The 18,959-nt window shown below is 74.0% G+C and carries 17 protein-coding genes; 12 read left to right on the plus strand and 5 right to left on the minus strand.

The genetic code is table 11. The features are described 5' to 3' along the window. The first annotated feature begins 102 nt into the window (after positions 1-102). Genes ABD340_RS31675 through ABD340_RS31685 form a run of 3 tightly spaced genes read left to right on the plus strand, consistent with a single transcriptional unit; the run spans position 103 to position 2,977 of the window. Positions 103-831, plus strand: a complete 729-nt coding sequence (locus tag ABD340_RS31675) for a (Fe-S)-binding protein (RefSeq protein WP_344593969.1) — start codon at positions 103-105, stop codon at positions 829-831. Continuing rightward, positions 828-2,336, plus strand: a complete 1,509-nt coding sequence (locus ABD340_RS31680; protein WP_344593970.1) for a lactate utilization protein B — start codon at positions 828-830, stop codon at positions 2,334-2,336. Before ABD340_RS31675 ends, ABD340_RS31680 begins: the two co-directional genes overlap by 4 nt. Then, positions 2,336-2,977, plus strand: coding sequence for a LutC/YkgG family protein (locus ABD340_RS31685; protein WP_344593972.1), 642 nt, complete (start codon positions 2,336-2,338; stop codon positions 2,975-2,977). The genes ABD340_RS31680 and ABD340_RS31685 overlap by 1 nt, the downstream gene beginning before the upstream one ends. 26 nt (positions 2,978-3,003) lie before the next feature. Here ABD340_RS31685 and ABD340_RS31690 read toward each other — a convergent pair whose 3' ends face one another. Continuing rightward, positions 3,004-3,609, minus strand: coding sequence for a TetR/AcrR family transcriptional regulator (locus ABD340_RS31690; protein ID WP_344593974.1), 606 nt, complete (start codon positions 3,607-3,609; stop codon positions 3,004-3,006). A 169-nt stretch (positions 3,610-3,778) separates the two neighbouring features. Here ABD340_RS31690 and ABD340_RS31695 point away from each other — a divergent pair, with 169 nt between their 5' ends. Then, entirely contained in the window at positions 3,779-4,195 is a 417-nt protein-coding gene (locus ABD340_RS31695; RefSeq protein ID WP_344593975.1) for a plectin, read from the plus strand. 173 nt (positions 4,196-4,368) lie between these two features. After that, positions 4,369-4,995 (plus strand): maleylpyruvate isomerase N-terminal domain-containing protein, encoded by a 627-nt coding sequence (locus tag ABD340_RS31700; RefSeq protein WP_344593976.1) that lies wholly within the window; start codon positions 4,369-4,371, stop codon positions 4,993-4,995. A gap of 137 nt (positions 4,996-5,132) precedes the next feature. Here ABD340_RS31700 and ABD340_RS31705 read toward each other — a convergent pair whose 3' ends face one another. From ABD340_RS31705 to ABD340_RS31715, 3 genes are all read right to left on the minus strand, one after another. After that, the gene (locus tag ABD340_RS31705; protein WP_344593978.1) at positions 5,133-6,515 is read right to left on the minus strand and encodes a nitrate/nitrite transporter; all 1,383 of its coding nucleotides are present in this window, start codon (positions 6,513-6,515) and stop codon (positions 5,133-5,135) included. 122 nt (positions 6,516-6,637) lie between these two features. After that, complete coding sequence (locus tag ABD340_RS31710) at positions 6,638-6,880, minus strand: hypothetical protein (RefSeq protein ID WP_344593979.1); 243 nt, start codon at positions 6,878-6,880, stop codon at positions 6,638-6,640. A 45-nt stretch (positions 6,881-6,925) separates the two neighbouring features. After that, positions 6,926-7,456, minus strand: coding sequence for an NUDIX domain-containing protein (locus tag ABD340_RS31715; protein ID WP_344593980.1), 531 nt, complete (start codon positions 7,454-7,456; stop codon positions 6,926-6,928). Between the two features lie 314 nt (positions 7,457-7,770). Between ABD340_RS31715 and ABD340_RS31720 the strand changes: the two genes are divergently transcribed. The 7 genes from ABD340_RS31720 (at position 7,771) to ABD340_RS31750 (ending at position 17,413) form a co-directional block, all read left to right on the plus strand. Further along, entirely contained in the window at positions 7,771-9,897 is a 2,127-nt protein-coding gene (locus ABD340_RS31720) for a molybdopterin oxidoreductase family protein (RefSeq protein WP_344593981.1), read from the plus strand. After that, positions 9,894-11,399 (plus strand): FAD-dependent oxidoreductase, encoded by a 1,506-nt coding sequence (locus ABD340_RS31725; protein ID WP_344593982.1) that lies wholly within the window; start codon positions 9,894-9,896, stop codon positions 11,397-11,399. Before ABD340_RS31720 ends, ABD340_RS31725 begins: the two co-directional genes overlap by 4 nt. Positions 11,400-11,608: 209 nt before the next feature. Next, complete coding sequence (gene nirB / locus ABD340_RS31730; protein WP_344593983.1) at positions 11,609-14,158, plus strand: nitrite reductase large subunit NirB; 2,550 nt, start codon at positions 11,609-11,611, stop codon at positions 14,156-14,158. Further along, on the plus strand, positions 14,155-14,601 hold the full coding sequence (nirD, locus tag ABD340_RS31735; RefSeq protein WP_344593984.1) for a nitrite reductase small subunit NirD: 447 nt from the start codon (positions 14,155-14,157) through the stop codon (positions 14,599-14,601). Before nirB ends, nirD begins: the two co-directional genes overlap by 4 nt. Continuing rightward, on the plus strand, positions 14,585-15,775 hold the full coding sequence (locus ABD340_RS31740) for a uroporphyrinogen-III synthase (protein WP_344593986.1): 1,191 nt from the start codon (positions 14,585-14,587) through the stop codon (positions 15,773-15,775). The genes nirD and ABD340_RS31740 overlap by 17 nt, the downstream gene beginning before the upstream one ends. Beyond that, the gene (locus tag ABD340_RS31745; RefSeq protein WP_344593987.1) at positions 15,768-16,505 is read left to right on the plus strand and encodes a sirohydrochlorin chelatase; all 738 of its coding nucleotides are present in this window, start codon (positions 15,768-15,770) and stop codon (positions 16,503-16,505) included. The genes ABD340_RS31740 and ABD340_RS31745 overlap by 8 nt, the downstream gene beginning before the upstream one ends. 125 nt (positions 16,506-16,630) lie before the next feature. After that, positions 16,631-17,413 carry a VOC family protein gene (locus ABD340_RS31750; protein WP_344593989.1) on the plus strand — a complete coding sequence of 261 codons (783 nt, stop codon included), beginning with the start codon at positions 16,631-16,633 and terminating at the stop codon, positions 17,411-17,413. 29 nt (positions 17,414-17,442) lie between these two features. Here the strand turns inward: ABD340_RS31750 and ABD340_RS31755 are convergent, their stop codons facing one another. After that, positions 17,443-18,597 carry a hypothetical protein gene (locus ABD340_RS31755; RefSeq protein WP_344593991.1) on the minus strand — a complete coding sequence of 385 codons (1,155 nt, stop codon included), beginning with the start codon at positions 18,595-18,597 and terminating at the stop codon, positions 17,443-17,445. Positions 18,598-18,959 lie beyond the last annotated feature (362 nt).

Raw genomic sequence — 18,959 nt, forward strand, 5'->3', positions numbered from 1 at the left:
GATCGGGAAACCTTTTCCCCCAGAATCGAGGTGACGGCCGGTCGGCGCGGCCCGCGGCCCTACGATGACCCACGGGGACGGGTCAGGGGGAGGAGGGCTGTGATGCGTGTCGCTCTGTTCGTCGCCTGCTTCAACGACGCGATGTTCCCCGGCACCGGGCGTGCGGTCGCCGATCTGCTCGAACGGCTCGGGCACGAGGTGACGTTCCCGTCCGGCCAGACCTGCTGCGGTCAGGCGCACTGGAGCACCGGCTACCACCGCGAGGCCGCCGGCCTGGCGCGCGGGTTCGCCGCGGCGTTCGGCGGCGGCGACGTGATCGTGACGCCCTCGGCGTCCTGCGCCGCGACGGTCCGGCACGCCTACCCGCGGCTGGCCAGGGACGCCGGCGACGCGGGGCTGGCGCGGGCCGTCGAGGACCTGGCCGTGTACGAGCTGACCGAGTTCCTGGTCGACGTGCTGGGCGTCACCGAAGTGGGGGCGTCGTTCCCGCACCGGGTCGCCTACCACCCGACCTGCCACTCGCTGCGCGCGCTCGGGCTGGACGACCGTCCGCTGCGGCTGCTGCGCGAGGTCAAGGGCCTGGAGCTGGTGGAGCTGCCGGCGGCGGAGGAGTGCTGCGGGTTCGGCGGCGCGTTCGCGATGAAGAACGCCGACGTGTCGGTCGCGATGGTCGCCGACAAGGTGCGGCACATCCAGGACACCTTCGCCGACGTGGTCTGCGCCGTCGACAACTCGTGCCTGGCCCATATCGGCGGGGCGCTGTCGCGGCTGCGCGGGCGGGTGCGCGTCATGCACCTGGCGGAGATACTCGCCGGCGCGGAGGACACATGATCCTGTCCTCCGAGGACTCATCCGGAAGGACGACGGGCACCTCCTCCGGTCCCGGCGACGGTCCCTCGCGGCGGCAGCAGCCGAAGTTCGCCGCGGCGGCCCGTACCGCGCTGGCCGACACCCGGCTGCGCGCCAATCTGGCCGGCGCCACCGCGGCGCTGCGGGCCCGCCGCGCCGCGGCCACCGCCGAGCTCGACGACTGGGACGACCTGCGCGAGGCCGGCCGCGCGATCAAGGACCAGACCCTGCTCAACCTCGACTCCTACCTGGAGGAGCTGGAACGGGCGGTCACCGAGGCGGGCGGCGTGGTGCACTGGGCCGCCGACGCCGCCGAGGCCCGGCGGCTGGTGACCCGGCTGGTGCGCGGCACCGGCGAGAGCGAGGTGCTCAAGGTCCGCTCGTCGGTGCTGCGCGAGATCCGCCTGGACGACGCGCTGGAGCGGGCGGACGTCACCGTCCACGAGACCGGCCTCGGCGAGCTGATCGTGGACCTGGCCGAGGACGACCGCCCTTCGCACCCGCTGTTCCCGGCCCTGCACCGCAACCGGGCCGAGGTGCGCGAGCTGTTCGCCCGCGGGCTGCCGGGCGCGCCGGCCGACCTGCCCGCCGACCCGGCGGCGCTGGCCGACACCGCCCGCGTCCGGCTGCGCGGCCGGATGCTGCCGGCCAAGGTCGCGATCACGGGCGCCAGCTTCCTGGTCGCGGAGACCGGCACGGCGGTGCTGGTGGAGTCGGAGGGCAACGGCCGGATGTGCCTGACGCTGCCGGACACCCTGATCACCGTCGCGGGCATCGAGAAGGTCGTGCCGGCCTGGGCCGACCTGGAGGTCTTCCTGCAGCTGCTGCCGCGCTCGGCCGCGGGGGAGCGGATGAACGCCGCGACCTCCACCTGGTCGGGCGTCGCGCCCGGCGACGGGCCGGGCGCGTTCCACCTGGTGCTGCTGGACAACGGCCGAACCTCCGTCCTGGCCGACGAGGCGGGCCGGGCCGCGCTGCGCTGCATCCGCTGCTCGGCCTGCCTGGACGTGTGCCCGGTGTACGAGCGGACCGGCGGCCACCCGTACGGGGCGGTCCACCAGGGCCCGATCGGGGCGGTGCTGACGCCGTACATGGGCGGTGTGGAGAGCGCCGCCAACGCCTCGCTCCCGTACGCCTCCACGCTCTGCGGGGCCTGCTCCGACGTCTGCCCGGTCAAGATCGACATCCCGGATCTGCTGGTGCGGCTGCGCGGCCGGGTGGTCGAGTCGCGCCGGCGGCGCCCGGTGCCGACGCCGGAGCTGGCCATGATGCGCGCGCTGGCCTGGACGATGGGCGAGGACCGCCGCTACGAGGCGGCGCTGCGCCGCGGCACCCGCTGGGCGCGGCTGCTGTCGCGCGGCGGCCGGATCCGCCGCCTGCCGGGCCTGCTCGGGAAGTGGACCGACGCGCGCGACGTCCCGGCGCCGCCGGCGCAGAGCTTCCGCTCCTGGTGGCGGTCCCGCCCGGACGTCCCGGGGGAGCGGTGATGGGGTCGCGCGAGACGGTCCTGGGCCGCGTCCGCGAGGCGCTGGGGCCGGCGCGCGGCACGCAGGTCCCGGTCCCGCGCGGCTACCGGCGCCGGCTGACCGGGCGGGAGGCGCCCACCCGCGCCGACGTGGTCGCGCTGTTCACCGAGCGGGTCGCGGAGGCGCGCGCGTCGGTGCGGCACGTGGGCGCCGACGAGCTGCCCACGGCGATCGCGGCCGCGCTGTGGGGGCGCGAGGCCAAGCGCATCGTCGCGCCCGCCGATCTGCCGTTCGGCTGGCTGGCCGGGCTGGAGGGCGTGCAGGCGCAGGCCGACGCGCCGCCGGTCGACGCCGGGACGCTGGACGGCCTGGACGGCGTGGTGACCGGCTGCGCGGTCGCGATCGCGCAGACCGGCACGATCGTGCTGGACGGCGGCCGCGCGCAGGGCCGCCGGGCGCTCACCCTCGTCCCCCCGTACCACCTGTGCGTGGTGCACGCCGACCAGATCGTGGGCACGGTGCCCGAGGCGGTGGCGCGGCTCGATCCGGCCCGGCCGCTGACCTGGATCAGCGGCCCGCCGACCACCGCCGACATCGAGCTGGAGCGCACCGCGGGCCTGCACGGCCCGCACGTCCTGGACGTGTTCGTCGTCGACGACTGACCGTCCGGCCGGGCAGGGCGGCCGGGTCAGGGGTTGAGGCCGGCCAGGAGGAGGTCGAGTCCGGCCAGGAAGCGGGCGTCCCAGTCGACCGGGCCCTCGGGCTCGGCGGCCGTGGCCGCAGGCTCCCCGCCGGCGGCGGTGCCTCGCACCTCCATCGCCGCGTGCCCGATGACGTAGGACAGCAGCGTGTGCGCGGCGACGGCGGCGGTGGCCTCGGCGATCCCGCCCTGGCGGAGGATCTCCCGCAGCGAGGCGGTGGTGCCTGCGAGCGCGGCCGGGTTGCGGCGGGTGACCAGCAGCGGCAGGACCCCGGCGTGCGTGAGGAGGCGTTCGCGGTACCCGCGGGCCCAGTCGCGCAGCGCGCCCCGCCACCGGGTGGCGCCGCGCCCGGGCGCGGGGACGGCCGCCGGGACGGCCGCGACGTGCACGACCAGGCCGTCCAGCAGCTGCTCCTTGCCGCGGGGGAGGTGGTGGTAGATCGCCATGGCCTCGACCTCGAGCGCGTCGCCGAGCCTGCGCATGGTGAGGCGGCTCAGCCCCTGGGCGTCGATGATCTGGAGGGCCGCCTCGATGATGCGTTCGGTGGACAGCGGGGTTCGATGCTTGGCGTTGATCGCCGGTTGCCGGACCATAGCCGCAACCTTACTGCGTAAAGGGCGCGAGTTGGGTGTCCCCCCGCGCAACACGCCGGGCCCGAGCGTACGCTGACACCCATCGGATTGGAAGGTACCGGGCCATCTCCCGATGGTCACGGGATCATCGGCCGCGACCGCCGGCCGCAGGATCGTGAGGAGCACCGCAATGCCGCTTGGCCGCCGGATGAGCAAGGACGTCGCGGAAGCGCTCGAGGCCGACCGGGTGCTCGCCGAGAACTACCGCGACCGTCTGGGGGAGGCCACCGCGGCCGAGGCCGCGCTGCGCGCCGTCCAGGAGGCGGACTCCACCGACGCCGGCGGGCGCGCCGAGGCGGTCGCGTTCGACCGGGCGCTGACCGCGGCGCTGGAGGCCGCCCTGGCCGCCGAGCGGGTGGCCGCCGGGCCGAAGGTGTACGCGCCCGCCGCCGCCGACGCCGGGACGCGCCGCGCCGCCGAGATCGCCTTCCGCCGGGCCAAGGCCAGGCCGGCCGTCCAGCCGTGGACCGACGAGGTCGACCGGCTGCGCACCGTCCGCGAGGCGCACCGGCTGAGCTTCCGGGACGTTCCCGCCGTGGCCGGCTGAGCCCGCGCCGGGCGGGGGGTGACACGGCGTCACCGAGTGGCACCGGCCGCCGAACTCTGAGAATCTACCCACCCGGGGGAGCGGGGAGGCCCACCGGGCAGGGTCGCACGGACGGCACGGGGCCGTCCCCTACCGGCCTTCGCAGGACGGTGCTTCGAACGCGGGGGGAAACTGTGGAGCGCACGCCGCCTGACCGGCATCGCGTCCTCGAGTCGTACGAGGACGGGGTGCGGGCCATCCGTGCGCTGGCGGCGCGCGTCCCGGACTGGGAGGCGCCGACCCCCTGCGCCGACTGGCTGGCGGTCGACCTGGCCGGGCATCTGCGCTGCGTGGCGGAGAACTTCCTGGAGTATCTGCAGGACTCGCCCGACAGCCGGCTGGCCAAGCTGTTCGCCAGGGACGCCGCGGCGGCCGTGCTGGTCCGCCAGCAGGCCCGGCAGAACGCCGCCGAGCTGGCGGTGCTGCCGCCCGAGCCGGGGCCCGAGCGGATCATGGCGTTCACCGTGTCGGCGGGCGCGTACGCCGACCTGATGCCCGACATGTGGGACCGCACCCACCTGATCTACCGGGGCACCAAGTACACGGTGGGCGACCACGCGGGCGCGGCGTGCGTCGAGTGGCACCTGCACGCCTGGGACCTTGCCCGCGCCATCGGCGTCGACTACCGCCCGGCCGACCCGGAGCTGCTGGTGTCGGCGTGGCACTGGGGCGTCCCGCACCTGCCGCTGGCGGCGGGTGACGCGTGGGAGTCGGTGCTGCGGTCTTCGGGCCGCTCGCCGTCCTGGCCGGCCCTCTCCTGAGCCGCCGACCGGAGGCCGTGCGCGGGAAAGACCGAGGGCGCAAAAGACCGAGGGCGCCTTCCACGGCGGCGGGAAGGCGCCCTCGGCGAGCGGGCCGGGCCGATGCCGGGCCGGTGCGTCGTCGACAGGGGGCGGGGTCAGACTCCGGCCAGCTTCCTCGGGTGGGTGCGCAGGTAGACCAGCCAGGTGAGGGCGAAGCACAGCGCGTAGAAGGCGATGAACGCGATGTAGGCGCCGTCCCCGGTCTTGTAGGTCAGGAACGACTGCCGGAAGGCGACGTTGACCAGCACACCGCCGAACGCGCCGATCGCGCCGGCGATCCCGATCAGCGCCCCGGCCAGCCTCCGCGCCTCGTGCTCGGCGGCCTCCGGGGCGCCGCCGTTGGCGACGCCGAGCTCGGCTTTGGCGCGGAAGATCGCGGGGATCATCTTGTAGGTCGACCCGTTGCCGATCCCGCTGAACACGAACAGCAGGATGAACCCGGTCAGGAACAGCGGCAGCGACGCCTGCGCGGAGGCCAGCAGCACCACCCCCGCCGCGGCGGCCATCGCCACGAAGTTCCAGAACGTGACCTTGGCCCCGCCGATCCGGTCGGCCAGCCAGCCGCCGACCGGACGGATCAGCGAGCCCAGCAGCGGGCCGAGGAAGGTCAGGTAGGCGGCCTTGATCGGGGTGTCGAAGTCGGCCTTGAACTGGACCTGGAGGACCTGGCCGAAGGCGAAGCCGAACCCGATGAACGAGCCGAAGGTGCCGATGTAGAGCACCGACATGATCCAGGTGTGGGCGTCCTTGCAGACCTCCCGCATCGCCCCCTTGTCGTTTCGGGCCTGCGACAGGTTGTCCATGTAGAGCGCGGAGCCGAGCGCGGCCAGCACGATGAGCGGGATGTAGACGCCCGCGACCAGGCCGGGGCTGCCGTTGCCCGCGGTGGCCAGGACCAGCAGCCCGACCAGCTGGACGACGGCGACGCCGAGGTTGCCGCCGCCGGCGTTGATGCCCAGCGCCCAGCCCTTGAGGCGCTGCGGGTAGAAGGCGTTGATGTTGGCCATCGAGGAGGCGAAGTTGCCGCCGCCTACGCCGGCGACGGCCGCCAGGATCAGCAGCGTGGAGTAGGAGACGCCGGGCTCGATGAGGACGGCGGCCAGCACCGACGGCACCAGCAGCAGCGCGGCGCTGAAGATCGTCCAGTTGCGCCCGCCGAACCGGGCGACGGCGAAGGTGTAGGGGATGCGCAGCACCGCCCCGATCAGCGCCGGGACGGCGGTGAGCAGGAACTTGCCCGCCGGGTCGACGCCGTAGGCGGGGCCCAGGAACAGCACCAGCACCGACCACAGCGTCCAGACCGAGAAGCCGATGTGCTCGGAGAAGATCGAGAAGATCAGGTTGCGCCGGGCGACCTTGGCGCCGCCGTTCTGCCAGAACTCGGGCTCCTCGGGCCGCCAGTCATCGATCCAGTGGCCCTTGAGGCGGGTCAGCGGACGGCCGCGGCCTCTCGGTTTGACGTCGGTGGTGACGGTCATCGGGGACTCCTCGTGGTCGATATGCCGCCACGAACGCTAGGAGTCCCGGATTTCGCAGGTGTGTGACGCGTAATGCGGCAGTGATAATTCCACTGCACCGCCCGCCGACGCGTGATGTGAGGTCAGGCGTGGTCGGAGACCAGTTCGGCGGCGCTCGGCCGGGCCTCGCGGGCGCAGTGCGCGCAGCAGTACCAGTGCCCTTCGACGTCGATGCCGTGGCCGACGATGCGGCACTGGCAGTGCTCGCAGATCGGCGCCATCCGGGTGATCGCGCACTCGAACGAGTCGAAGGTGTGCACGGCGCCCTGCGCGTGCACCTCGAAGCTCATCGCGTAGTCGTTGCCGCAGACCTCGCAGGCAGCCATGGACGGTCCTCCCCCTGGATCGTCGGTCGTCCTCTCGCCACCGCCCTACCCGTTGGCGGCGCGGCTATCCAGGCCGGTCGGCTGTGGGGTCGCGGCCGCCCCGAGCGCGGGGACGCGGCCGTCCTCCAGGTAGACGGCGCGGCCCTCGGCCATCGCCCGCAGGCTCGGCGGCATCCGCCGGGCGATGTGCGGCGGGGCCAGCTCGGCGACCTTCTCCGGGGAGACCAGCACGTGGTCGGACAGCTCGTCGGGCGGCAGCCGGATCGCGCCGATCTGCGCGGCGGTGATGGCGCCGGCGAAGACGAAGACGTTCACCGCGTCGACGCCGTCGCGCGGCGGCCCCCAGTCCACGCACACCAGCCCGTCCAGGCGGGGCACCAGGCCGAGCTCCTCCTCGCACTCGCGCACGCACGCGGCGAGCGGGGACTCGCCCTCCTCGATGACCCCGCCGGGCAGGAACCAGCCCTCCTTGTAGGTGGGCTTGACCAGCAGCACCCGCCCGAGATCATCGAGGAGCAGGGCCGCGGCGGCGCCGCGGGTGCGCGGCAGCGAGGCGTAATAAGCAACGTCGGGCATGAGTCGAGGTTAGGCCGCGCGGGCCCGCCCGTACGGGCGGGCGGCGGCGGGCGGGGCCGGTTCGCGCGCCGGTCCGGCGGGCCGCCGCCGATCCGTTCGGTAACCGGCGGGGGAGCGCCGAAAGGGCATTGACAGCGTTCGACAACACTTGACACGTGATCGTCAACGCGCCGCGCCGTGCGGCGGGGGGCTCCCGGGGGCCGTCCCGGCGGACCGGTATTGACCTTGGTGAACGGGGTCGCGTGAGCGGCTTTTAACACCGGGGTCACATAGGGGACCCAACCGTGAAACGGCGTCCGCACACGCTCGGGACCATGACCGATACCCCGACGCACTGCCCCTACTGCGCGTTGCAGTGCGGTATGTCGCTGGGCGGCGACGGAGCGGAGGAGGCGCCCGGCGGGCGCGGCCTGCCGCTTCGGGTGGTGCCGCGCGAGGACGTGCCGGCCAACCGCGGCGGGCTGTGCCAGAAGGGCTGGACGTCCACCGAGCTGCTCGCCGTCCCGGACCGGCTGGCCACGCCGCTGATGCGCGCCTCGCGGGACGCGCCGCTCGAGCCGTGCGGCTGGGACGAGGCGCTGGACCGGATCGTGTCGGAGATCACCCGGTCGCAGGGGGCGTACGGCCCGGACTCGGTGGCGGTCTTCGGCGGCGGCGGGCTGACCAACGAGAAGGCCTACCAGCTCGGGAAGTTCGCCCGGGTGGCGCTGCGCACCTCGCAGATCGACTACAACGGCCGGTTCTGCATGTCGTCGGCCGCGGCGGCGTCCGGGCGGGCGTTCGGGATGGACCGCGGGCTGCCGGGCCCGATCACCGACCTGGGCCGGGCCGACGCCGTCCTGCTGGTGGGCGGGAACGTGGCCGAGACGATGCCGCCGTTCATGCGCCACCTCACCGATATGCAGAAGGCGGGCGGGGCGCTGATCGTGGTCGATCCGCGCCGCACCGCCACGGCGCGGCAGGCCAACCTGCACCTGCAGCCGACGCCGGGCACCGACCTGGCGCTGGCCAACGGCCTGCTGCACCTGGCGATCGTGGACGGGCTGCTGGACGAGGCGTACCTGAAGGCGCGCACGTCGGGGTTCGAGGCGGTCCGCACGGTCGTGAACGCCTACATGCCCGAGCGCGTGGAGCGGATCACCGGGGTGCCGGTGCCGTACATGCGCGAGGCCGTGCGGCTGCTGGCGCGCGGGGCGCGGTCCTACATCCTGACCGCGCGGGGCACCGAGCAGCACGCGCGCGGCACCGACATGGTGACCGCGTTCATCAACCTGGCGCTGGGGCTGGGCCTGCCGGGCCGCGAGGGGGCCGGGTACGGCTGCCTGACCGGGCAGGGCAACGGCCAGGGCGGCCGGGAGCACGGGCAGAAGGCCGACCAGCTGCCCGGTTACCGCAAGATCGACGACCCGGCGGCGCGGGCGCACGTGGCGGCGGTGTGGGGCGTGGACCCGGGCGACCTGCCGGGGCCGGGACGGTCGGCGTACGAGCTGCTGTCGGCGCTGGGCACCGCCGGGGGCCCCAGGGCGATGCTGCTGTTCGGCTCCAACCCCGTGGTGTCGGCGCCGCGCGCGTCGGCGGTGGAGGAGCGGCTGGACGCGCTGGACTTCCTCGCCGTCGCCGACTTCGTCCCCTCGGAGACCGCGCGCCGCGCCGATGTCGTGCTGCCCACCGCCCAGTGGGCGGAGGAGTCGGGCACGATGACCAACCTGGAGGGCCGGGTCCTGCGCCGCAACCGGGCGGTGCGGCCCCCCGGCGGCGTCCGGACCGACCTGGAGATCCTGGCCGTGCTCGCCGACCGGCTGCACGCTCCGGGAACCTGGAGCGCGGAGCCCGCCGAGGTGTTCGAGGAGCTGCGCGAGGCCAGCGCGGGCGGCCTGGCCGACTACTCGGGGATCACCTACGCCCGGATCGAGAAGGAGGGCGGGGTCTTCTGGCCGTGCCCGTCGGAGGACCATCCCGGCACGCCGCGCCCGTTCCTCGACCGGTTCGCCACGCCCGACGGCCGCGCCCGGATGACGCCGGTCGAGCACGGCGGCCCGGCCGAGGACGTCGACGGCGACTACCCGGTCTACCTGACCACGGGCCGGGTCCTGGCCCAGTACCAGAGCGGCGCGCAGACCCGGCGGGTGCGGCCGCTGGCGGACGCGGCGCCGGAGGCGTTCGTGGAACTGCATCCCGACCTGGCCGACCGGCTGGGCATCGCCGAGGGCGCGGCCGTCCGGGTGGCCAGCCGCCGCGGCGCCGCGACGGTGCGGGCGCGGCTGACCGACGCGATCCGCCACGACACCGTCTTCATCCCCTTCCACTGGGCGGGCGAAGGCCGGGCGAACCTGCTGACCAACCCGGCGCTGGACCCGATGTCGCGGATGCCGGAGTTCAAAGTCTGCGCCGTCCGCCTCGAGCCCGTTCCCACCCCGATCGACGAAGGAGCCACTTCGTGACGAGAGAAGCAAGCGAGCCGGGCGGGATCGTGGTCGTGGGCAACGGCATGGCGGGGGCCAGGCTGGTGTCGGAGATCCGCGCGCGGGACCCGCACGTACCGTTGACGGTGTTCGGGGCGGAGGCATGGCAGCCCTACAACCGGGTGCTGCTGTCCAACGTGCTGGCCGGGGCGACCGGCCCGGACCAGATCGGGCTGGTCGACCCCGCCTGGTACGGGGCGAACCGGGTGGACGCGCGGCTCGGCGTGGAAGTGGTCCGGATCGACCGCGAGGCCCGGGTCGTGCACGGCTCGGACGGCAGCGCGGTGCCGTACCGCACGCTGGTGCTGGCGACCGGGAGCAGCTCGTTCGTGCCGCCGATCCCGGGCACCCGGGACGGGCTGCCCGCCGGGGCGGTGGCGTTCCGGACGCTGGACGACTGCAGCGCGATCATCGACGCCGCGGACGGCGCGCGGCGCGCGGTGGTGGTCGGCGGCGGGCTGCTGGGCATCGAGGCCGCCCGCGGCCTGGTCGGCCGCGGGCTCGAGGTCACCGTCGTGCATCTGGCCGGCCATCTGATGGAGCGCCAGCTCGACCCCGGGGCCGGGAAGGTGCTGGCCCGGACGCTGGGCCGCCTGGGCATCCGGGCCCGCGTCGACGTCAGTGTCAGCGCGCTGCGCGTCGTCCTCGACGCGGGCGCGCCGCGCGTGACCGGCGTCGAACTGGCCGGGTGCGGCGGCGCCGAGGGGGCGGACGGGGCGGAGTTCCTGGGCGCGGACCTGGTCGTGCTCGCCTGCGGCGTGCGGCCGGAGGTGGGCCTGGCGTGTGCGGCCGGGCTGGAGGTCGACCGCGGGATCGTGGTGGACGAGGAGCTGCGGTCGGTGTCGGATCCGGCGGTCCGGGCGATCGGCGAGTGCTCCCAGTACGGCGACACGGTCTACGGGCTGGTGGCGCCGGCGTGGGAGCAGGCGACGGTGCTGGCCGACCTGCTGACGGGCGCGGACGCGCGGGCCCGGTTCACCGGGGCGCGGCAGATCACCCGGCTGAAGGCGGCCAGCGTGGACCTGGTGTCGATGGGGGAGACCCATCACGGCGACGACGATCCCGACGTGGAGGTCATCCGGTTCGCCGACGCCAGCCGCGGGACGTACAAGAAGGTGACGATCCGCGAGGACCGGGTGATCGGCGCGATCCTGCTGGGGGAGACGAGCACGGCGGGGACGCTGACGCAGCTGTACGACCGGGCGGCGCCGCTGCCGGCCGACCGGCTCAGTCTGTTCTTCCCCGGCCTGGGCGGAGCCCAGCCGGCCGATTCGCCGGTGCGGATGCCGGACGCGGCGACGGTCTGCCACTGCAACAACGTCACCAAGGGGCAGATCCGGGCGTGCTGGGAGAAGGGCGCGCGCACGGCGGACGAGGTGGCGGCGCGGACCCGTGCGACGACCGGGTGCGGCGGCTGCCGGGACGCCGTCGAGGGCATCGTGGGCTGGCTGGGAGAGCAGGAGTCCGTGCCCGCGGGCTGAACGAGCGGCGTTGGGGGAGGACCCGTCGCGGCACCGGTCGAGAAGTCCGGTGTGCCGCGTCGGGTTTTCGCCTTTTCGGAAAGTTGCTGGGAAATTCCGCGCCGTTGATTGCGGGATGACCACGATTCGATTTCGAGGTGAGCGTCTTTTAACACGCCGGTGACAAAGGGGACGCAACCGCGAAACGGCCTCTGCTGAGGATCGGGCCCATGAACGACGGAGACGAACCCATGGAGCTGGTCGTCGTAGGCCACGGTCCGACCGGCCACCGGCTCGTCGAGGCGCTGCGCGAGCGCGACACGGCCCGTTCCTGGCGCGTCACGGTGATCGGTGAGGAGACCCGCCCGGCCTACGACCGGGTCGCGCTGACCTCGTACCTGACCGAGGACGCCGATCTGGCGTGCCCGCCGCATGACGAGGGCGTGGAACTGCTGACGGGAGACCCCGTGGTGGCGGTCGACCGCGCGGCCCGCCAGGTGCGGACCGCGTCGGGCCGCGAGGTCTGCTACGACGCGCTGGTGCTGGCGACGGGGTCGGCGCCGTTCGTGCCGCCGGTGCCGGGCCATGATCTTCCCGGGGTGTTCGTCTACCGCACCATCGACGATCTGGACGCGCTCCGCACGCACTGCGCGAACCTTACAACGTCAAGCGCTCGGGCCGGTGGCGTCGTCGTGGGCGGCGGCCTGCTCGGGCTGGAGGCCGCCAGGGCGCTTCAGGGCCTGGGCGTGGCCACGAACGTCGTCGAAGTGGCGCCCTGGCTGATGCCGCGCCAGCTCGACGAGGGCGGCGGCGCCATGCTGCGCCGCCACATCGAGGCGCTGGACATGAAGGTGCACGCCGGTACGCCGATCGCCGGCCTGGAGGCCGGGGCGGACGGTTCGGTGGCGCGGGTCGCGCTGTCGGACGGCTCGGCGATCGAGGCCGGGGTGGTGGTCTTCTCGGCCGGGATCCGCCCGCGCGACGCGCTGGCCCGCGAGTGCGGCCTGCCGGTGGGGGAGCGCGGCGGGATCGTGGTCGACGCGGCCTGCCGCACCGAGGACCCGGCGATCTACGCGATCGGGGAGTGCGCGCTGGTCGGCGGCCAGGTGTACGGCCTGGTCGCGCCCTGCTTCAGCATGGCCGAGGTGGTGGCCGACGGGCTGCTGGCGCTTTCCGCCGGCGGTGCCGGCCAGGCCCGGTTCGAGGGCGCCGACCTGTCCACCAAGCTCAAGCTGATGGGCGTGGACGTGGCCAGCTTCGGCGACCCGTTCGCCGGCCCCGACCAGGGCGCCCTGGACGTCACCTACACCGACCCGGTCGCCGGCATCTACAAGAAGCTGATCGTCAGCGACGACGCCAGGACGCTGCTGGGCGGGGTGCTGGTCGGCGACGCCGAGTCGTACCCGACGCTGCGCGCCTATGTCGGCGGGCAGCTGCCCGGCTCGCCGGAGCAGGCGCTGTTCGGCGGAACCGAGTCCGCCGGCGGCGATATGCCGGGCGCCACCGTGATCTGCAGCTGCAACAACGTCAGCGCCGAGACGATCCGGTGCGCGATCCGCGACGAGGGCCTGACCGACGTCCCCGGCATCAAGTCCTGCACCAAGGCCGGCAGCACCTGCGGCAGCTGCGTGCCGCTGGCCAAGAAGATCCTGGACGCGGAGCTGACCGCCGCCGGGATCGAGGTCAGCCGGGCGCTGTGCGAGCACTTCGAGCACAGCCGCGCCGAGCTGTTCGACATCGTGCGGGTGCGCGGGATCCGCACGTTCACCGAGCTGATCGAGCAGCACGGCCGGGGCCGCGGCTGCGACATCTGCAAGCCGGCGGTGGCCTCGATCCTGGCCAGCCTGGGCAACGGGCACATCCTGGAGGGCGAGCAGGCGGCGCTGCAGGACACCAACGACCACTTCCTGGCCAACCTGCAGAAGAACGGCACCTACTCGGTGGTGCCGCGGGTGCCCGGCGGTGAGATCACGCCCGAGAAGCTGATCGTGATCGGCGAGGTGGCGCGGGAGTTCGGCCTCTACCTCAAGATCACCGGAGCGCAGCGGCTGGACCTGTTCGGCGCCCGGGTGGAGCAGCTGCCGCGGATCTGGAAGCGGCTGGTCGAGGCCGGGTTCGAGTCCGGGCACGCCTACGGCAAGGCGCTGCGCACGGTGAAGTCGTGCGTGGGGTCGACCTGGTGCCGGTACGGCGTCCAGGACTCGGTCGCCATGGCGATCAAGCTGGAGCTGCGGTACCGGGGGCTGCGCGCCCCGCACAAGCTGAAGTCGGCGGTGTCGGGCTGCGCCCGCGAGTGCGCCGAGGCGCAGGGCAAGGACTTCGGGATCATCGCGACCGAGAAGGGCTGGAACCTCTACGTCGCCGGCAACGGCGGCATGCGCCCGCGCCACGCGGACCTGTTCGCCACCGACCTGGACGACGCGACCCTGGTCCGCTACATCGACCGCTTCCTGATGTTCTACATCCGCACCGCCGACCGGCTGCAGCGCACCGCGACCTGGCTGGAGGGCCTGGAGGGCGGGCTGGACTACCTCCGCGAGGTGGTCGTCGACGACCGGCTGGGCATCTGCGCCGAGCTGGACGCCGCCATGGACCGGCACGTCGGCTCCTACTCCGACGAGTGGCGCGACACCCTCGAGGACCCGGCCAAGCTGAGCCGCTTCGTCTCCTTCGTCAACGCACCCGACACGCCCGACCCGAGCATCGCCTTCGAACCCGAGCGCGACCAGATGAAGCCGGTCCTGGTGACCGGCCCACGGCTGGAGGTGGCCGCACGATGACCACGACGCCCGACCTCGCCCCCGCCCGCGGGCCCGCCGAGCCCCTGACCGCCGCCGGCTGGCACGACATCTGCCGCTACGCCGACCTGGTCCCCGAACGGGGCGCCTGCGCGATGGTGCGGGACGTCCAGGTGGCGGTCTTCCGCACCTTCGAGGGCGAGCTGTTCGCGCTGTCCAACCTCGACCCCTTCAGCGGCGCCTACGTGGTCTCGCGCGGGATCCTGGGCACCCGCGGCGGCGCGCCCACCGTCGCCTCGCCCATGTTCAAGCAGGTCTTCGATCTGCGCACCGGATCCTGCCTGGACGATCCGGAGGTGGCGCTGCCCACCTTCGCGATCCGCCGCGTCGCCGCCGGGGATCGCGTGGAGGTGGCCCTGCGGGCGCCCCAGGCGGTACCGGGGACGTCCGGGGAGGTGTTCGGCCCTGATGAGCACCGAGAGTGAGCCCCTCGCCGGATTCGCGGTGGGGGTGACCGCGGCCCGCCGCCACGAGGAACTGGCCACGCTGCTGGAGCGGCGCGGCGCCCGGGTCGTCAACGCTCCCGCGATCCGGCTCATCCCGCTGTCGGACGACGCCGAGCTGCTGCACGCCACGCGGGAGTGCATCGAGCGGCCGCTGGACCACGTGGTGGTCACCACCGGGATCGGGTTCCGGGCCTGGCTGGAGACGGCCGACGGGTGGGGGCTGCGCGACGGCCTGATCGAGCGGCTGGCGGGGGTGGACATCCTGGCGCGCGGGCCCAAGGCGCGCGGCGCGATCCGCCAGGCCGGGCTGCAGGAGCGCTGGTCGCCGGAGTCGGAGAGCTGCGCGGAGGTGCTCAAGCACCTGCTGGAGAAGGACGTCGGCGGCGCCCGGATCGCGGTGCAGCTGTACGGCGAGCAGCTTCCGGAGTTCACCGGCGCGCTGCGCGCCGCGGGCGCCGAGGTGGTCGAGATCCCGGTGTACCGGTGGTCGCGGACCGACGACCCGACGCCGCTGCGCCGGCTGGTGGGGCAGGCGGTGGCGGGCACGGTCGACGCGATCACCTTCACCTCCTCGCCCGCGGTGGCCGCGACGCTGGCGGTGGCGGCCGAGGACGGGCTGGAGGAGCCGCTGCTGGAGGCGCTGCGCACCCATGTGGTGGCGGCCTGCGTGGGCCCGGTGACGGCGCAGCCGCTGGTCGAGCGGGGCGTGCCGACCGTCCAGCCGGAGCGGGCGCGGATCGGGGCGCTGGTGCGGGCGCTGGTGTCGGACCTGCCGCGCCGCCGGTCGCGGATGCTGCGGGTGCGGGGGGTGTCGCTGGAGCTGCGCGGGCACGCGGTGGTGCTGGACGGGCAGCTGCGGCCGATCGCGCCGGCGCCGATGGCGATCCTGCGGGCGCTGGCGCGGCGTCCGGGGCATGTGGTGTCGCGCGCGGAGCTGTGCGGGGTGCTGCCGAGCCGGCTGATCGTGGGCGGTTCGCCGTGGTCGCGGGAGGGCCGTCCGCAGGCCGACGAGCACGCGGTGGAGATGGCGGTGGCCCGGCTGCGGCGCGGGCTGGGCCGGTCGGGGATCGTGGAGACGGTGGTCAAGCGCGGGTACCGGCTGGCGTGCGACCCGCGGCCGGTGGAGCCGGTCCGAGCGGAGTTCAGTGGCTGACGCGGGTTCGATGGCCGGCGCGCAGGGTGTTCCGACGCTGCTGGCGGTCGCGCACGGCACCAGGGATCCGGGCGGGCCCGCGGTGGTGCGGGCGCTGCTGGAGCGGGTGCGGGCGCACCGTCCGTGGCTGCCGGTCGCCGAGGCGTACGCCGAGCTGGCCGAACCGTCGCTGGAGGCGGCCGCGCGGCGGATCGAGGGCCCGGTGGTGGCGGTCCCGATGATGCTGGCGCGCGGGTATCACGCGCTGATCGACATTCCCGGCCGGGTGGAGCGGCTGTGCCCGCGGGTGGTGACGGCCGGTCCGCTGGGGCCGCACATGCTGCTGGCGGCGGCGACGGCCGGGCGGCTCGCCGAGGGCGTGCGGCCGCGTGCCTCGGACGCGGTGGTGCTGGGTGCCGCGGGGTCGTCGGATCCGGCCGGCATGGCGGACGTGCGGACGGCGGCGCGGCTGCTGTCGCGGCGGCTGCGGCGTCCGGTGCCGTACGGGTTCGTGGCGGCGGGCGGCCCGCCGCTGGCGGAGGTGGTCGCCGAGCAGCGGGCGCGCGGCGCGGAACGGGTGCTGGTGGCCTCCCATCTGATCGCGCCGGGGTTCTTCCACGGCCGGATGGCCGCGTCGGGCGCCGATCACGTCAGCGCGCCCATCGGCGCGCATGACGCGCTGGCCCGGCTGGTGCTGCGCCGTTTCGACGAGGCCCGGATCCACGCGGCCGCCGCCGTCCCCGTGGCCTGAGGGGCCGCGCGGGCTCCGCGCCGCCTACTTGGGGCCGCGCTGTCCGGACGCGGCCTGAGGCTTTACCGGGCGCGATCTAGGCTTCAGGTGAGCGGCGCAGCCGAAGGTGAGGACGGAGTCGGCCCATGCCGGAGAGAACCTCATACGAGCCGGGCACGCCGTGCTGGGTGGATCTGGGCACCCCGGACTTCGCGTCCTCCAAGGAGTTCTACGGCCGCCTGTTCGGATGGCACGCCCAGGAGCCGGTCGATCCGGTGACCGGTGGCTACACGATGATGACCCCCGGCCCCGGGGACGCCAGGCCGGTGGCCGCGCTGATGCCGCAGACGGTCGAGGGCCAGCCGGTGGCCTGGTGCACCTACGTGAGCGTCACCGACCTGGACGCGGTCACCGAGGCGGTGCGCCGGGCGGGCGGCCAGGTGCTCATGGAGCCGATGGACATCCTCGACCAGGGCCGGATCGCCATCTTCGCCGACGCGGTCGGTGCCGTGCTGGGCGCCTGGCAGCCGCAGGGGTTCCAGGGCGCGGGCGTGGTGAACGAGCCGGGCACCTACTGCTGGAGCGAGCTGGCGTGCCGCGACCCCGAGGCGGCCAAGGCGTTCTACGGGGCGGTGTTCGGCTGGGAGGGCGAGACCCGCTCCGACGGCGGCATCGCCTACACCGAGTGGCGCAATCCGGGCGGTCCGCCCGTCGGGGGGATGATCCCGATGGGCGAGGAGTGGCCGCGGGAGGTCCCGCCGCACTGGATGGTGTACTTCGCGGTGGCCGACTGCGATGCGGCGGCGGCGCTGGCCGGCGAGCTGGGCGGGACGGTGCACGTGCCGCCGACCGACCTGCCGATCGGCCGTTTCGCGGTGCTGAGCGACCCTCAGGGCGGGCCTTTCTCGGTCATCCACCTGACCGGCTGACGCATCAACATGCTCTGCACCGTTCCTAATCAGTGGTCAGGAGTGGGGCTTGGACCCGCTGCCCGGCACTGCGCGCATCCCGAACGGTTTTGGATGCACTGGTTCGCCCGCGTTCTTTGTGTGTCCCCTGTCCGGGGTGTGTTCCCTGTCCGGGCGCGTGCATCGTGTGCACGGTCCGTGACGGGGCGGCGGGTTTCGTCACGTCCCCGGAGACCACGGTCGGCCTGGACGGTCCGATGCCCAGCACCATCGCTCTGGTGGTGCGGGGGCGGTGTCGTCCGTCGCCGGATCGGGTGTCCGAGGGCGCGTCTGCCGATCGCGATGCTCGCGGCATCGTGTCGGGTCGTACGACGGCGGGGTGCAGCCATGGGCTTGTGCCAGTGCTGCGCGCCCCACCGGGAGGTGTAGGCCGGATCGACGGCCACGATCGCCAGGCCGAACTCGGCGGCCATCGACACCAGACGGGCCTTGAGCCTGCCGGCCGGGATGCCGGAGACGAGCTGCCGGAACCGCTTCCTGCGGCCGTGCTTCTCGCGGGTCTTCTCCTGCGCGAAGTCCAGGTCTTCGATCGCGATGGCGGCGACTCCGCACCGCTGGGCCCAATACAGAAGGCGGGTGAGGGCGTGCCGGAGCTGCGCGTCCCGATGACCGGCTGTACCCGACAGATCGTAGAAGAACCGGTGCGGGTCGCCGACCGGGTTGCCGTGCCGGTCGATTTGCCAGGCGGCGAAGTGGTCGGCGTTGGTGTCCACACCGATCATGCCCTGGGCGCGTGCGGCCTGAAGGGGGATCGTTTCGACCGCTGGCCGCTGCCAGGACGCGGTGAGGTACCAGCGCCCACGGGCCGCGTCGAGATGGATGCGGTAGGCGACGGCCCGGTTCGCGCAGACGCGGTCGCGCCACCCGGTCCCCCGGTGTTTGAAGGCGACGCGGCTGGTGAGGACATACCGGCCGTGCGCTGCGTTTGCCAGGTGCGCAAGCGGCGCGGGCAGCTTGATGGCGATCTGGCCATCGGGCGTGAGGCGGATCGTCTCGTTGCCGTACCGCTTGCCCGACTCGCCGTCAGCGGCGAGGAACCACCGCTCGGCCTCCCACCGCTGGCGCCACTCCGCCTCGGTGAGCTGTGCCTTTTCGAGGTGGTGGCGCTGGTTCAGCAGGCGTTTGCCGCCGCGCACCACATGCACGATCCCGGCCTGGTGGTCGGCTCGCTCCTGCTCCAGCCGGGCCTGGAGGGTGTGCAGGCGACGGGGCTTGTGGAACCACTCGTGCGCCGAGCGGTACCCGCCCGGCGCGCGCTTGGTACCGGGCTCCCCGATGGGCTGCGACAAACGGTGCCGCAGCATGCGGACACCTGCCTGAAGATTGTGGATGTGGGCGAGCTGGCATCGGCGGGCCAACGCCCACTGATCATGGGTGGCCTTGGTGATCGACCCGGCCCACCGCGACGACGACTCCGCCGTCAGATCCCGCTTCCGGACCGCCCACCTGTTGGTGCAGTGGCTGTTTCCGTCCGCACACCGCGCCTTGAGGTCACCAGAGGCCAGAC

This window comes from Actinomadura vinacea, assembly GCF_039532545.1.
Lineage (GTDB): Bacteria > Actinomycetota > Actinomycetes > Streptosporangiales > Streptosporangiaceae > Spirillospora > Spirillospora vinacea.